Genomic DNA, 13,816 nt, shown 5'->3' on the forward strand with positions numbered 1-13,816 from the left:
CTCGGGACGGGAAACAAGCCGCTGCTCTTCACCGCCATCGCCGTCGCCTTCCTCCTCCTCTCCATCCCCTGCTTCCTCTTCGTGCGCGAGCGCGGCAACCCGCGCCCCCGCCCCATCGGCTGGGCGATGGTGCGCGACTCCACCTCGCAGACCATCCGCACGCTCAAGGAAGGCGGGCGCTACCCGGGCCTGGTGCGCTTCCTGGTGGGCCGCGTCTTCTACACGGACGCCATCAACACCGTGATCTCCATCATGGCGCTGTATACCGTCAACGTCGCCGTCAGCACGGGGATGACGGAGGAGGCGGGGCAGAAGCAGGCGCAGTTCATCCTCATGTCCGCCATCACCTTCGCGGTAATCGGCGGCTTCTTCTGGGGGTGGATGACGGACCGCCACGGGCCGCGGCGCACGCTGAATTTCGTCCTGATCGGATGGATGGCGATCTTCACCTTCGCGGGCGTGGTCGGCATTGTGGGGCTTCCGCTCTGGTGCCTGTACGTGGTGGCGGCGGGCGCGGGGCTCGCGCTGGGCGGCGTGTGGGCCGCGGATCGCCCGTACATGCTGCGCCTGACCCCGCCTGCCCGCGTCGGCGAGTTCTACGGGCTTTACGGGATGGTGGGGCGCTTCTCCGCCATCACGGGCCCCATCATCTGGGCCGCTGTCACGTACCTGACCATTCAGGTGGCGCACATGATGCCGCGCGTGGGCCAGGGAATCGGGGTGCTGGTGCTGCTGGGGATGATCGTGCTGAGCTACGTCATCCTGCAGCCCATCTCGGACAAGCCCCGCGAGTGGAGCGCCCAGGATCGCGGCGAAGACGAGACAGAGCCCCCATTCGGCCCTCGTCCGCACTGAAACTGCATCTCCCACAGAGCCACAGAGGGAGAACTACAAAGGGAAGCATTGAAGCAGAGACTCTTCAGCTTTCTCTCTGTGGCTCTGTGTCTCTGTGTGAGCCCCGTGGTTGCGGTACTACTTTCACGACGGGGCAACGGGAGCCCGAACGACAGCGGAGGATCGGCGCGTGGCAGACTGGACGAGGGGGTTCGGGCGCTTCCTGGACCGCGTGGACAACAAGATCGACGAGCAGCGGCGGCGCTTTGGCGCCACCGGGGGCTCGGGAAAGGCGGCGCGCATCGACGCGTACCGCGGCTACGGGACGCCGGAGCGGGGCTTCGTGCGGGGGCGCGTGCTGCGCGGCTCCCCCATCCCGGCGGCGGACGCGGCGGACAGCGCGTGGCTGAACCTCGCCTCCATGGTCCAGCGCTTCGAGAGCGACGAGGTGCCGCGCGCCCGCGTCCGCGTCGTCTTCGCCGGCGGCGAGCGCATCGTGACGACTGACGACGAGGGCTATTTCGAGTGCGAAGTGGATCCGCGGCCCCCCTTCGCCCCCAACGCCATCTGGCACGAAGTCGTGCTGGAGCTCCTCGAGCCGCGCGAGGGCGACGAGCCCGTGCGGACGCTGGCGCACGTCATGGTGCCCCCGGCCGCGAGCGCATTCGGAGTGATCAGCGACCTGGACGACACGGTGATCCGCACCGGCGTCACCTCCAAGCTGCGGATGGCGCGCACAGTCCTCTTCGGCAACGCACGCACCCGCGCGCCCTTTCCGGGCGTGGCGGCGTTCTACCGCGCGCTCCAGCACGGCACGGGCGCGGCGCCCTTCAACCCGATCTTCTACGTCTCCAGCAGCCCCTGGAACCTGCACGACCTGCTTGCGGAGTTCCTGACGCTCCAGAAGATCCCGCTCGGCCCCCTCCTCCTGCGCGACTGGGGCCTCTCCGGCGAGGTGCTCCCCACCTCCAACGAGGAGCACAAGATGCGAGCGATCGAACGGATCATGACCCACTTCCCCACCCTCCCCTTCATCCTGGTGGGCGACACCAGCCAGGAAGACCCGGAGATCTACTCGCGCGTGGTGCACACGTACCCGAACCGCATCCCCGCCGTGTACATCCGCAACGTGGAGGCCCGCCCCGAGCGCGTGGAAGCCATCCGCGCCCTCGCCGCGGAAGTTGAGAAGGCCGGGAGCGCCCTGGTGCTGGCCGACGACACCCTCGCCGCCGCCGAGCACGCCGTCTCCCGCGGCTGGATCGCCCCCGCCGCCCTCGCCGAGATCCGCGCCGAGGCCGACGCCAGCACCCAACCCCGCGCCACCGCCGCCGGCGAGGAGGTCAACGAGGAGCTGAGCACTGAGTAGCCGCCCGGAGCGCGGCTGGCGTGAAGCGCCCGTGCAAGCCCGGCACGGGCGTTTCGCTGTCTAATCGCGTTCTTCCTTCCGAGGCGGACCTAGCACTTCGGGCCCGTCCCAGTTCCTCAACGCCTCGATCGCCTCTTTGCTGAGGGATGCGAACAACCCGGGCTTGCTCAGCATCCGCGCCCGCGCAACCTCCAGCGTCGGAGCCGGAATGTCGTAGCGCAGACGGTTGAGAAGCCCGCGAGCTTTTACCCGAAGTTTCGCCCGTCGGACTGACTGTGCTTGTTTTCCCATGATCATATCTCCTTTAAGCAGTGCAGCGGCTCCTGCAGTGTCCGAACAGTCGCAAACCCTTGAAGCTCATAGTACGAGAGCAGATTCGGGTCAGGGTTGCGCAGGACCAGACGGGTCGCTCCCAGCGCGCGTCCATAATTCTCCGCTACGTCAACCGCCAGCGCGGTGATGAGGCCCCGGAGCGGAACAGGAGGCGGTTCGGGGCGCCTCTCCACGAAGGTCAACGTGAACGTGTGCCTCAGCCCGCCCGCGCGGGAGCGGGACGCCTGACCGAGCGCCAGCCCGCAGAGGTCTGAGCCGTACCAGACGGCCATCGGGAGCACGGCGGCACGTCTTGGAAGCGCGCGGACGAGCTCGGGCCAGTTCCATCCTCCCACTCCACGGGGGTGCTTGCGACGCGCCCAGCTTCGCTCCCACTCCGCCATGGCCGCCGCATCGATGTCCGCGAGCCGGAGCTCGGATCCGATTCCGAGGTTCGCGATCACGTCGTTTCGGGCGGCATCGTACGCTTCGACTCGCGCCCGGCGGTGCCGGTCCGACGCGGCCCGGTACGAATCCACGGCTAGGGTCCCCGCCCGGGCGTATCTTCCGAATCCATACTCGTCTCCGGTGTGTGCGTTCCACACCAGATACCTCGCATCCGGAGCATGGGATCACCACCGCCACACCTTCGCCACGAGGGGCGCGACACGGTGCCATCGGCGGCCGGAGCGGAGCGCACGCAAACCTGCGGCATACCCTATGCAACGGGCAGGGGCGCTCCGCCGTGCAACGAGGTGCGGTGTGATGGACGGAAAACGAGAGATGGAGAAGTCGGAATGCACAAAGGACGCGATTTCCTGATCGCCCAGGTCAGCAACAACGTGATGCAGCACCAGACGCTGCTGGAGAGCCTGGAGGACCACGAGAAGCAGGCGCAGGACGCGCGCTTCCGCGAGCTGTGCACGCGCTACATCCCGCAGATGCGCCAGCACCAGACGATGATCGAGGAGTACCGCGCCACGCTCGGCGAGCCTGGCGGCGAGGCGTTCAAGAACGCGCTCGGGTTCGTGCTGGGGAAGGCCAAGGACGTGGCCGACGCGGTGCGCAACGACGACTTCCTGCGCATCGTGGAGGACATCGTCATGATCCGCCAGGCGCAGGACACCTTTGCCACCTTTGCCGCCGTGGGCGAACGCATCGGCGAGCCGCGCCTTGCCGAGATCGGCCGCACCTGCGAGAAGCAGCACGACGAGATGCAGCGCGAGTTCAACGCGCTCGTGCAGGAGATGTTCGTCAAGAACGTGCAGGGATAACAGCGGTCTCACGCGGAGGCGCAGAGACGCGGAGAGAGATCGCGGAGTTCGCCCGTGTCTCGGGCTGAGGCCGTGCGTTACTTGTCGAAGAATGATGCGTGGGGCGGCCGGCCAGGTGCACGGTCGCCCCGTCGCTTGTGCCGCCCAGGCTCGACGCTACATTGTTCGACCCAGCCGCGCGGGGCGGCCCAACAAGCTCGAATCCAGGCGGACACCGCATGAACATGGTCTACTACGCGCACTCAGGGCTTCGCTACCTGGTGCTCCTCGCCGGGATCGCGGCGATCGTCATACTGGCGCGCGGATTCTCCGGAAGGCGCCCGTACGACCGCCCCGCGCGCATCTCGACGGCGGCCTATACCGGGTCGCTCCACCTGCAGGTCGTGCTGGGGATCGTCATGATCGTGCTTGGGCGCTGGTACTCGGCGCTCATGGGGCACCTGATCATGAACCTCCTCGCGGTGGGCGTGACGACGATGCTCTCCGCATGGGCCAAGCGCGAGGCGGACTCGGCGCGCGCCTACAAGTACGCTCTCACGGGTGTGGTCGTCTCGCTCCTCCTCCTTGTGGGCGGGATCGCGGCGATCGGCCGGCACCCGTTCCAGAGCCGCGCCCTCGACCAGATCGAGGCCGGCGCGCGATGAGCACGACGCTCCTGTACGAGCAGTCCATCCCCGAGGGGGTGCAGGACGGCGCGCCGCTGGTGGTGCTCCTCCACGGGCGCGGGAGCGACCGCTTCGACCTTGCCGGGCTGGCGCCGCACATCGCGCCGGGCGCGGTGGTGATCACGCCCCAGGCGCCGCACTCCGGCGTGCCGTGGGGCTACGGCCCAGGGTGGGCGTGGTACCGCTTCCTCGGCCGCAACCGCCCCGAGCCGGACAGCTTCGAGGCGAGCCAGTACGCGCTCGGCACCTTCCTCTCCGAAATCCGCGCCACGCTCCCGGTGAAAACGGGCCCGCTGGTGCTCGGCGGCTTCTCGCAGGGTGGCGTAATGTCGATGGCGTACGCGCTCCGCAATCCCGGGGCGGCGCCGCGGGTGATGAACTTCAGCGGCTTCCTGGCCGACCACCCCAGCGTGCGCCCCACCCGGCAATCCGTGGCGGGAACGCGCTTCTGGTGGGGTCACGGGACGATGGACCCGCAGATCCCCTTCGACCTCGCCGTCGAGGGGCGCGGGCTCCTGCAGGCGGCCGGCGCGGAGTTGGAGACGCGCGACTACGCGATCGGCCACGGCATTTCGCCGGACGAGGCGCGCGATGCGCGCGCCTGGATCCAGGCCGAAGTAGCGCGGGCGGGATGATCCTGGACACGGGGGCGCTCTCCAACCGCGAGCGTTACCAGCTCCTCACCTCGCTGGTCGTTCCCCGCCCCATCGCATGGGTATCCACGCAGTCGGCGGCGGGCGCGCGGAACCTGGCGCCGTTCAGCTACTTCGCCGCGGTCAGCGCCACACCCTTTCTCGTCTCCATCTCCATCGGCAGCCGCCGCGGCGAGCCCAAGGACACCCTTCGCAACATCCGCGAGACGGGCGCCCTCTGCATCAACGTCGTCACCGAGCCGCAGCTCTCCCAGATGAACGCGACCTCCGGCGAGTACGGGCCAGAGGTCGACGAGTTCGAGCGCGCCGGCTTGCAGGCCGCGCAGGCGGAGTCGGTGGCCGCGCCCTACGTCGCCGACTGCCCCGCGGTGCTGGAGTGCCGGCTCTTCAAGGAGGTGGAACTGGAGGGCTCCGTCAACACGCTCGTCATCGGCGAAGTCCTCCTTGTCCGCCTCTCCGACGCCGCCCCACTCATCCCCGCCACCCTCCTCGCCGACAGCGTCGCCCTCCGCCCCGTAGCGCGGCTGTGGGGCGATCTGTACTCCACGCTCGGCGAGATCCCGGTGCTGGCGCGGCCACCGGCGTAGCGAGTCGCGAGCTGCGTAAAAACCAGAAGCGGCGCTCCCCGGGCGGAGAGCGCCGCTTCCGTTCATACCAGCGGACGCTTGAGTACCGTGAGGGCGTCGGGTACGCGAAGGATCCAGATGTCAGGTCAGCCGATGGCAAGCCTCTTCATCCCCGCTGAGAACGTCATCGACCGCGCAGCAGCGCACCCGGCGGCTCATAGATCGACCGGAGCGCGGCCTCCAGGCAGGCGAGCGCGTCCACCCAGTACTCGCTCGGGAAGAAGCCGGGCGACAGGGCCACCGTGATCGCGATGACGCGGTGGCGCCACGAAGCCGCCCGAAGACAAACGGCCACGCGGTCGATCTCGGCCGCGACTTCGTGCCTGGAGCGGTCCTGCGAGGGCGCCTCGAAGCGGTTGCAGAAATAGTCCATGTCCACGTCCAGCAGGACGCCGCCGCGCGGCTCCAGCCGCACCAGGTCTTCGGCTACGTCGGTCCACAGGTACACCTGCCGCGCCCGGGCGTGCGCCACCATGGCCGGCCGCTTCCTCATGCCCGTGAGCGTGCGGCAGGGAAGGTCGCGGGGACCGAGGTAGCTCACGTGGGCGCCCCGTGGGGCCGGGTGGGAGGGACCAACGTGGACGAGGTCGCAATCGGGGTTCGCGTGCATGAGCGGCACGATGAACCCCCCGATCCCGACAAACCCCTGCAGAATTGCGGATTCAACAGATCCTGGATCTCCCAGGTCGACCCGTGACCCGCCCGTCGGCGCCGCGAAGCACCCGCGCGCGTCGGTACAGACGAGCGGCGGCACCTGGAGGTCGGCGTGCGCGTCCAGGTGCACGATGGTGAGGGTGTCGTCGGTGGCGCGCGCAACCGCCTGCGACCATGCCCAGAGCGCCCAGCAATGGTTGAGGCAGACCAGGAAGAGCGGACCGGCGCCCCAGCGCTCCATCCGCCGGTATGCGTGGGCACCCGCAGCGTCGACCCCGAAGGCGGCACGCGCTACACGCTCGGCGTTCGGGTCAGGAAAAGGCGTCATCGGCCACCCGCTCCCAACGCGCAGGCGCCACTCGTGCGCGCTTTCCGCCTCCACCGCCAAAGGCCGGTCCTTCCATACATCGCGTACCGCCGCGATGGCGTCGGCGAGATCAGGGTAACGGTGCTTCTCCACGCAGACGAGCGGGGTCATCGGCTGCTATGCGGGGCTCGCGAGCCGCCACACCTCGCCACCATCGCGAGCGTCGCGCCGGAGTGGTAGACACGCTCGGCGCCCGGCAATGCGGTCACGCGGGCTCCTCCCGCGCGATAAGCGTGTACGCCGCGTAGAGCTCCTCCCACGTGGGGTCGGCGTCCGGCGGCCTCTCGGACCACCGTATCGTGGCGGGATCGAGTGCCGCGCAGCTCGACAGGTACCGCGGGTCCGGCGTCATCCCGCATCGCCACAGGTCCAACCGGTCGGCGTCCCAGCAGACGCCCACGGTGGGATCATGGCTGACTTCGCCGTCCGCATGGGCGAAGCAGGCACTCTCCAGCAGCATGAGCCGACGGGGGCCCAGCGCGAACCCGGCTCCCTCCAGCGCCCGCGCCCGCGCCGCTGCCCGCGGGCCGTGTCCGGGGTCATGGCCGTCGTGCTCGCGCCCGGCGTCGTGCAGGAGCGCGAAGAGAAGCACGATCCACGGATCGCATCCTGATTCTACGGTGGCCAGCCGCGCGCCGATACGAGCGACGCGCCGCCAGTGCCCGTCACCGTGAAGGGTGCTCCCGCGCGCGGTCTCGCGCACCTGCGCCGCCAGACGGACGAAACGCTCGGCGGTGCAGGGCGCCGGCGGCCGGCGCGCTTCCCGCCGCCCGTCGCGCACGAGCGCCACCACCCGCGGGAGCATGACCTCCGCGCACCCGCGCACGAGGGCGTCGCCCCGCCGGAGGAAGGAAGGGGGCTCGGGATCCACGGCGATCACACGTCCCCCCGCGCTCCTGAACCGCGACACCAACCCATGCTCATCCGCGGAGACACCTACGACGAGCAGCAGGTCTGCGCCGGCGGCCACCGTGAGAGGGTCGTCGGAGTTCAGTGGCCGTTCCACCCGGCGGCTCCCCGCGCGCTCGTGCAGGCGATCGAAGTCGGTAGTCGCCAGGCCACTGACCACGTTCAGCCGCTCCAGCTGGGCGATCGCCACGTGCGCCGCGTTCGGCTCCGCCGTGTAGAGCGTGGCATGGAAGCCGGCCAGGAGGGTGGCGAGCTCCGCGGGTCGCTCGGCGATCCACTCCAGCACCGCGCCCGGAAAATCGTCCATCAGCGGCACGCGTCCACCCAGTGATCCATCACCCTCAAAGGGAAGGATGCCGCTGGCACGCGACACGCCGGCCCCGGTGAACGCGGCCACGCGCCGGCCCGCGAGCGCGAGCGCCAGGTCGCCCGCCTCGAGACAGGACGCCACTCCGTCGCGCGCCGGCGGCGATGCCGGTTCGGCCGCCTCCCCCCCGCCCAGGTTGCGGACGTGCGCCGAAACGTAGCCGAAGACGCGCCGGAACAGCTCTCCGTCGGGGTCGCCACACGTCAGCACCAGGTGCACCAGGCGCTGTCCGGGAGTGTGCTCGCCCTCGGTCCAGGCGAGGGAGAAATCGTCCGCCGTCCAGGTGGGGCTCTCGCAGGGACGCGCCGATGTCCGCCAGCCGCCCCGTTCGAGGGCGCTGCAGGTGCGTTGGAGCAAGCGAGCCGCCTCCGCGGGTGCGAGCTCGCCAGAGCAGGTGAGGAGGAAATCTTTCAGGAAAAGGTCGCACCCCGCCGCCACGATCTTCCCGCCAAAGACCAGGACGCGGCGTGAGTTGCCGAACGCGTGCGCGAAGCAGCGTTCGGGAACCGCGGCGGACGGGGCAGCCCTGGGGGTCAGGCGGAGCACGGCGGCACCGGCCGTCCGGCCGTCAGACTGGGACGGCCGAGCCCGGCTCGTCCACGAACTGCGCCAGCGGAAGGCGCCGCGTGCCGACCGTCACCCGCAGGTCGGGAACCACGCGGCTCCACACGTGGTCGAAGATCTCCTTCAGGTCCGCGCAGTACACGCTGGGGTTGTCGTATCCGCGCGCCTCCGACCAGCGGTGCGGGAGGAATCCACCGCCGCACGCCCGCCGGTACTCGCACGCCGTACACGCCTCCGAGAGGCTTGATGCGGCGTCGAACGCACGCCGCCACACCGGGTCGGCGGTGACGTCCTGAAAAGTGTGCGTGAGGATCGAAACCTGGGTACGGGTCGCCTGGTACCCGGCGATCCGCAGCACGTCCAGCGGCTCCAGCGAGCCGTCTGTCAGCATCGCACACGTCTGGATCGGCCCGTAGCCGATCGACTCGAGGTGCGACTCGCCGCCCAGCACGCCCTTCAGCAGAGCGTGTGCGAAGCGGATCCGGACCCCCAGCGGGCCCATCTCGTCGTACCACGTATCAAAAAGCTCCTTGTAGTACGGCGCGATCGGCGCAGGCTGCTCCTGGTGCGTCGCGTCGGGGATCAGCACGTCGAAGCCCCTGATCCCGAGCTCTTCCACGAAGTGGCGTACCAGCCGCCTCGGGTCTTCGGCCGGCCGGCACACCGCCAGGATGCCGGGCTCGATCCCGTATCGGCGCAGCGTCTCCAGGGCAGCCGTGACCTTCCCATACGAGCCGCGCCCGGCGTGATCCACCCGGGCCAGGTCGTGCAGCTCCGGCGGACCGTCTATGCTGAGCGTGGTGCCGATGCGGTAAAAGCGGAAGACGGATGCCCACTCGTCGTCGATCAGCACCCCATTGGTGGTGATGGAGAGGTGGATGGAGCACCCGGTGCGGCCCTCCAGCTCCCTCAGGGCGTCGGCGAGCCGCACCATCCTCGCCTTCCCGAAGAGTAGCGGCTCGCCGCCGTGGAAGAGGATCGAGAAGTTCTTCAGCCCGTAGCGGAGGATGTGCTCCTCGAGCTTCACGAGGAGTGCACCCTCCGCCTCCTCCGTCAGCACCTTCGGCTTCTCGTAGACCGAGGCGTCACGGAACCAGTAGCAGTAGGTGCAGTTGAGGTTGCACCGGGCTGCCAGCTTCAACAGCAGATAGTCGAATACCGGGAGCCGAAACGCGCGGCCCACGTCTACTTACCGGCGCGCATCGCAGGCGCCGCCGCACGGAGCCGCTCGATGATGAGCCTGTCGAGCTCAGGACGGATCTCGGCGCCGATCTGCTCGCCGCCGGCTTCGGCGACGGTGTCGTCGGTACGGTCGTACCGCGAATAATTGGTGCGGGTGTAATCCTGGCGGTTGTACCCTTCCACGTAGCTCTTGTCGTACCCCGCCTCTTCGGATTCGGAGTCGTCGGCGCTCAGTTCGTGGACCAGGTCTCGCAGGATGTCCGAGGCGACCGGCGAGCCGGCCTCCAGGTTCACGCTCGTGCCGTACTTCGCAACCAGGCGCTGCCGCAAAGACGAATCGATAGTCGGCATCTCTTTCCCCTTTGGCCGTGAGAGCCCGCCTTCCCTGGTCCTGCCGAGAGGGTCACACTGTAGTGCTCCGATCCAGGTGAAGGCTAGAAAAAAATTGCCGCGGAGACCTACCGCATCAGCTCGTCCACGCGCTTCGCCGAGAACCCCGCCGTCGCGCGGTTGCCGGCGACGGTGACGGGGCGGGTGACGAAGGTGTACTCCTCGGACATCAGGCGGAGGAGGTCGTCTTCGGTGAGGGTCTGCTCGTGGAGGCCCAGCTTGCGGTACTTCATGGCGCGCTTCGAGAACAGCTTTTCCGCGCCGCCGGCTTTGCGCGCGAGGTCCTCGACCTCCGCGCGTTCCAGGGGCTGGGCCTTGAGGTCGCGAAAGGAGGCAATGCGGACGCCGCGGTCGTGCAGGTGCTGGACGGCCTTCTGGCAGGTGGTGCAGTGAGGGAGCCAGTACACGTCGACTCCCCCCGTATCAGCACTCACTGCGTCCCCTGCAGGACCGGAGACTCGGCAAGGTAGGCGGCTACCAGTGCCACGACCTCGGCGTCGGTGAGGGTGCGGTCGCCGGTCTTGGCGTGGTTGAAGACGTGGCTGCAGAGGGCGTCGTCGTCGGCGTCGAAGCCGTGGGCGCGCATCCAGTAGCGCACGTTGGAAAGGCCGCTCATCGGCGAGATGTCGATCTTCTGGCAGAGGCCGAAGAGGCCCGCGGGGACGCCGGAGTAGATGCGGTCCGCCAGCCAGGCGTCGCCCTTGGCCTCGGCCTTGATGATGGCGGCGGCGTGCACGCCCGTGCCGGTGCGGAAGGCGTCCTCGCCGAAGACGGGCCAGTTGTACGCCAGCGGCACGCGGCAGGCGCGCGCGGCGGTCTGCACGTAGTCGTTGAGCTTCGACAGGTCCCAGTCGTGCAGGCCCAGCAGCTTCAGGTTCACCAGGAGCAGATCCATCTCCGCGTTGCCGCAGCGCTCGCCGATGCCGAGCGCGGTGCCGTGGATGCGGTGCGCGCCCTCCTCGATGGCGGCCAGGCAGTTGGGCATTCCCAGCCCGCGGTCGCGGTGGCCGTGCCAGTCGACCTTGACGTCCTCGCCGCTCGGCTTCACGACCTCGTCGATCACGAAGCGGATCAGCCGGCGGACGCCGTGCGGGGTGGCGTGGCCCACCGTGTCACACAGGCAGATGCGCCGCGCGCCGCACTCGATCGCCGTCCTGTACAGCGCCTTCACCACCTCCGGTTGCGCGCGGGTGGTGTCCTCCGTCACGTACATCACCGGCAGGCCCTCCGCCACGGCGAAGCTCACGGCGTCCTCGGTGGAGCGCAGCATCCGCTCCAGCGTCCAGTCTTCGGCGTACTGTCGGATGGGGGACGATCCGATGAAGGTGGCCGCCTCAATGGCGATCCCCACCCGCTGCGACACGTCGACGATCGGCTGCACGTCGGCGCGAACGGTGCGGGCGGCGCAGTTGGGCTCTATCGGGAGGCGCTCGTCCGCAATTGCGCGCGCCAGTGCTTCCACGTCGCGCACGGCGCGCGGGCCGGCGCCGGGAAGGCCGATGTCCGCCGCGGCGATCCCAAGCTCCGCCATCAGGTGGAGGAGGTGGATCTTGTCTTCAATGGGCGGATCGGTAACGGAGGGCGACTGCAGGCCGTCGCGCAGCGTCTCGTCGTTGAGCTGCACGCCGCGCCGGGTGGAATAGTCGAACGAGCCGTCCTGCGTGTTCCAATCGAAGACCAGGTCGCGCTCCTGCATGCGATCCTCGCGGGCGGGGGTTGAGGGGAGGCGCCCCGGGCTCGGGCACGCCATGCATCATAATGAACGGCAGGCAGATGCGAAACCCGGGGCGGCTCGGTTGACAGCCCCGCCGCGGCACGGCATCATCATCCCCCCAGACCCTGATACCGCAACCGGCAGCGCGCCCTGACCTCCGTCCTCCGTCCCGTTCGCGAGCTGGCCCACCGCACCGACGACGCCACGCTCCGCGACCAGCTGGAGCTGGTGCGCATCCCCGCGCCGCCATTCGGCGAGGGGGAGCGGGGCGCGAGCGTGCTGGAGCGCCTGCGCGAGGCGGGGTACCGCGATGCGTCGCTCGACGAGGTCGGGAACGTGGTCGCCACCCTGCCGGGCGAGGCGGGCGCGGAGCCGGTGGTGGTGGCCGCGCACCTGGACACCGTCTTCCCCGCCGGCACGGACGTGGAGCCGCGCCACGACGGCGGCCGCATCTACGCGCCCGGGATCACCGACAACTCGCGCGGGCTGGCGGGGATGCTGGCGGTGGCGCGGCTGGTGCGCACCGCTGGCGTCCGCACGCGCCGCCCCATCGTCTTCGTCGCGACGGTGGGGGAGGAGGGGACGGGGGACCTGCGCGGGGTGAAGCACCTCTTCCGCGAGGGGTCGCCGCTGCGCACGGCGGCGGCGTTCGTGGCGCTGGACGGCTCGGGGGTGCGGCGCATCGTGCACCGCGCCATCGGATCGCGGCGGCTGCGGGTGACGGTGGAGGGCCCCGGCGGGCACTCGTGGGCGGACCGCGGCGCGCCCAACCCCATCGTCGCGCTCGCCGCCGCCGCCGCCGAGGTGAGCACGCTCGCCCTCCCCCACCCGGAGCGCTCGTCGCTGACAGTGGCGCGCATCGGCGGGGGAACGAGCATCAACGCGGTGCCCGACGCGGCGTGGCTGGAGCTGGACATGCGGAGCGAGGTGCCCGGCGTGCTGCTGGAGCTGGAGGCGAGCGTGCGCGGGATCGTGAAGCGCGTGGTGCGGGAGGAGAGCACCGGGCGCCGCGCCGGCACGCAGGCGCTGAGCTGCGACGTGGCCGTCATCGGCGACCGCCCCTCCGGCGAGACCCCCGCCCGCTCGGAGCTGGTGCGGATCTCCACGCAGGTCACCTCGTCACTCGGCGCCCAACCGGAGCTGGTCTCCTCCTCCACGGACGCCAACGTGCCGATGGCGCTCGGCATCCCCTCCATCGCCATCGGCGTGGGCGGCGACTCGGGCGGCATCCACACCACCGACGAGTGGTTCTCCAACGACCACGGCGCCCTGGGGATCGAGCGTGCGCTGCTGATCGTGCTGGAGGCGGCGGGGGTGGTGTAGGGGCCCCCTCCCCCCGGCCCCATAGGCGCTAACTTAACGATTTTCGGACCCTCGCCAGCCCAACTTTTGTGTCGATTGGCGGCGCAAAACTAGCGATCTCCATACCGGAAGCGACACCGCAAAAACGCTTCGTGAGATAAAGTTAACGCCTATGGGCTAAAGCCCCCGGCTGGAACTACGCGAAGACGGCTGAAGCCGTCTCGACAAATGCCGGCATTCCAATTTTTTGTCATCCTGAGTGACGCGCCTCGCGGATCTCGCCCGTGAGCGGAGCTCTGGCGCGGAGCGAAGGATCTACTGCGCGTTCCGCGAGGCTCGCGATGACGCGCTGTCCCGGGCCGGGCTCCGGCTTGAGGCGGTCTCGTGGAACATGCCGGGTACATACGATCGGAGGATCGGAGAAATGAGCTTTCAGCGGATGCTGCTGCTGGCCGGCACGGTTTCCATGTTCGCATGTGGCGACGCGGCGAAACGGCGTTCCGACGTCAAAGCCGGCACCGTCGCGCCTGCCCAACACTCCGCAGCTCCGGTCGCGGCGTCCAAGGATGCCGATCCGCCGGAGGTCGCCGACCCGCGGCAGTACCTCAATCTGGGGCCCATGCGGTGGGAAGGGTGG

15 protein-coding genes are annotated in these 13,816 nt (G+C 69.5%); 8 read left to right on the forward strand and 7 right to left on the reverse strand.

Annotation, left to right across the window (positions count from 1 at the left end; genetic code table 11):
- On the forward strand, positions 1-855 hold an 855-nt coding region (locus VF647_05815; GenBank protein HEX8451590.1), incomplete at its 5' end, for an MFS transporter.
- Between the two features lie 169 nt (positions 856-1,024).
- A complete protein-coding gene (locus tag VF647_05820) occupies positions 1,025-2,200 on the forward strand; it encodes a phosphatase domain-containing protein (GenBank protein ID HEX8451591.1) in 1,176 nt (391 codons plus the stop codon).
- Between the two features lie 293 nt (positions 2,201-2,493).
- Here the strand turns inward: VF647_05820 and VF647_05825 are convergent, their stop codons facing one another.
- Complete coding sequence (locus VF647_05825) at positions 2,494-2,976, reverse strand: hypothetical protein (GenBank protein HEX8451592.1); 483 nt, start codon at positions 2,974-2,976, stop codon at positions 2,494-2,496.
- Positions 2,977-3,309: 333 nt separating this feature from the next.
- Between VF647_05825 and VF647_05830 the strand changes: the two genes are divergently transcribed.
- The 4 genes from VF647_05830 (at position 3,310) to VF647_05845 (ending at position 5,691) form a co-directional block, all read left to right on the forward strand.
- Positions 3,310-3,786 carry a hypothetical protein gene (locus VF647_05830; GenBank protein ID HEX8451593.1) on the forward strand — a complete coding sequence of 159 codons (477 nt, stop codon included), beginning with the start codon at positions 3,310-3,312 and terminating at the stop codon, positions 3,784-3,786.
- A gap of 218 nt (positions 3,787-4,004) precedes the next feature.
- On the forward strand, positions 4,005-4,430 hold the full coding sequence (locus VF647_05835; GenBank protein ID HEX8451594.1) for a hypothetical protein: 426 nt from the start codon (positions 4,005-4,007) through the stop codon (positions 4,428-4,430).
- Positions 4,427-5,086 carry an alpha/beta fold hydrolase gene (locus VF647_05840; GenBank protein HEX8451595.1) on the forward strand — a complete coding sequence of 220 codons (660 nt, stop codon included), beginning with the start codon at positions 4,427-4,429 and terminating at the stop codon, positions 5,084-5,086. The genes VF647_05835 and VF647_05840 overlap by 4 nt, the downstream gene beginning before the upstream one ends.
- The gene (locus VF647_05845) at positions 5,083-5,691 is read left to right on the forward strand and encodes a flavin reductase family protein (protein HEX8451596.1); all 609 of its coding nucleotides are present in this window, start codon (positions 5,083-5,085) and stop codon (positions 5,689-5,691) included. The genes VF647_05840 and VF647_05845 overlap by 4 nt, the downstream gene beginning before the upstream one ends.
- Positions 5,692-5,854: 163 nt before the next feature.
- Here VF647_05845 and VF647_05850 read toward each other — a convergent pair whose 3' ends face one another.
- The 6 genes from VF647_05850 to VF647_05875 all read right to left on the reverse strand — a co-directional run bounded on the left by VF647_05850 (position 5,855) and on the right by VF647_05875 (position 11,859).
- Positions 5,855-6,862 (reverse strand): UPF0489 family protein, encoded by a 1,008-nt coding sequence (locus VF647_05850; GenBank protein HEX8451597.1) that lies wholly within the window; start codon positions 6,860-6,862, stop codon positions 5,855-5,857.
- A gap of 94 nt (positions 6,863-6,956) precedes the next feature.
- Positions 6,957-8,573 (reverse strand): Sir2 family NAD-dependent protein deacetylase, encoded by a 1,617-nt coding sequence (locus tag VF647_05855; GenBank protein ID HEX8451598.1) that lies wholly within the window; start codon positions 8,571-8,573, stop codon positions 6,957-6,959.
- A 22-nt stretch (positions 8,574-8,595) separates the two neighbouring features.
- Positions 8,596-9,732 (reverse strand): radical SAM protein, encoded by a 1,137-nt coding sequence (locus tag VF647_05860; GenBank protein HEX8451599.1) that lies wholly within the window; start codon positions 9,730-9,732, stop codon positions 8,596-8,598.
- 44 nt (positions 9,733-9,776) lie between these two features.
- Positions 9,777-10,124: a hypothetical protein gene (locus VF647_05865; protein ID HEX8451600.1), complete on the reverse strand. Its 348-nt coding sequence runs from the start codon at positions 10,122-10,124 to the stop codon at positions 9,777-9,779.
- Between the two features lie 107 nt (positions 10,125-10,231).
- Complete coding sequence (locus VF647_05870; protein HEX8451601.1) at positions 10,232-10,570, reverse strand: ArsC/Spx/MgsR family protein; 339 nt, start codon at positions 10,568-10,570, stop codon at positions 10,232-10,234.
- A gap of 23 nt (positions 10,571-10,593) precedes the next feature.
- A complete protein-coding gene (locus VF647_05875; protein HEX8451602.1) occupies positions 10,594-11,859 on the reverse strand; it encodes a LeuA family protein in 1,266 nt (421 codons plus the stop codon).
- Positions 11,860-12,105: 246 nt separating this feature from the next.
- Between VF647_05875 and VF647_05880 the strand changes: the two genes are divergently transcribed.
- Together VF647_05880 and VF647_05885 are read left to right on the forward strand one after the other, a co-directional pair.
- Complete coding sequence (locus VF647_05880; GenBank protein ID HEX8451603.1) at positions 12,106-13,200, forward strand: M20/M25/M40 family metallo-hydrolase; 1,095 nt, start codon at positions 12,106-12,108, stop codon at positions 13,198-13,200.
- Positions 13,201-13,603: 403 nt separating this feature from the next.
- Positions 13,604-13,816 (forward strand): hypothetical protein (locus VF647_05885; GenBank protein HEX8451604.1); only part of this gene is annotated, 213 nt, incomplete at its 3' end.

This window comes from Longimicrobium sp. (assembly GCA_036387335.1).
GTDB lineage: Bacteria > Gemmatimonadota > Gemmatimonadetes > Longimicrobiales > Longimicrobiaceae > Longimicrobium.

Coding starts and splice junctions, on each gene's coding strand:
- VF647_05835 (HEX8451594.1), top strand. CDS start 4,005: ATGAACATGGTCTACTACGCGCACTCAGGGCTTCGCTACCTGGTGCTC.
- VF647_05875 (HEX8451602.1), bottom strand. CDS start 11,859: ATGCAGGAGCGCGACCTGGTCTTCGATTGGAACACGCAGGACGGCTCG.
- VF647_05830 (HEX8451593.1), top strand. CDS start 3,310: ATGCACAAAGGACGCGATTTCCTGATCGCCCAGGTCAGCAACAACGTG.
- VF647_05845 (HEX8451596.1), top strand. CDS start 5,083: ATGATCCTGGACACGGGGGCGCTCTCCAACCGCGAGCGTTACCAGCTC.
- VF647_05850 (HEX8451597.1), bottom strand. CDS start 6,862: ATGACCCCGCTCGTCTGCGTGGAGAAGCACCGTTACCCTGATCTCGCC.
- VF647_05865 (HEX8451600.1), bottom strand. CDS start 10,124: ATGCCGACTATCGATTCGTCTTTGCGGCAGCGCCTGGTTGCGAAGTAC.
- VF647_05840 (HEX8451595.1), top strand. CDS start 4,427: ATGAGCACGACGCTCCTGTACGAGCAGTCCATCCCCGAGGGGGTGCAG.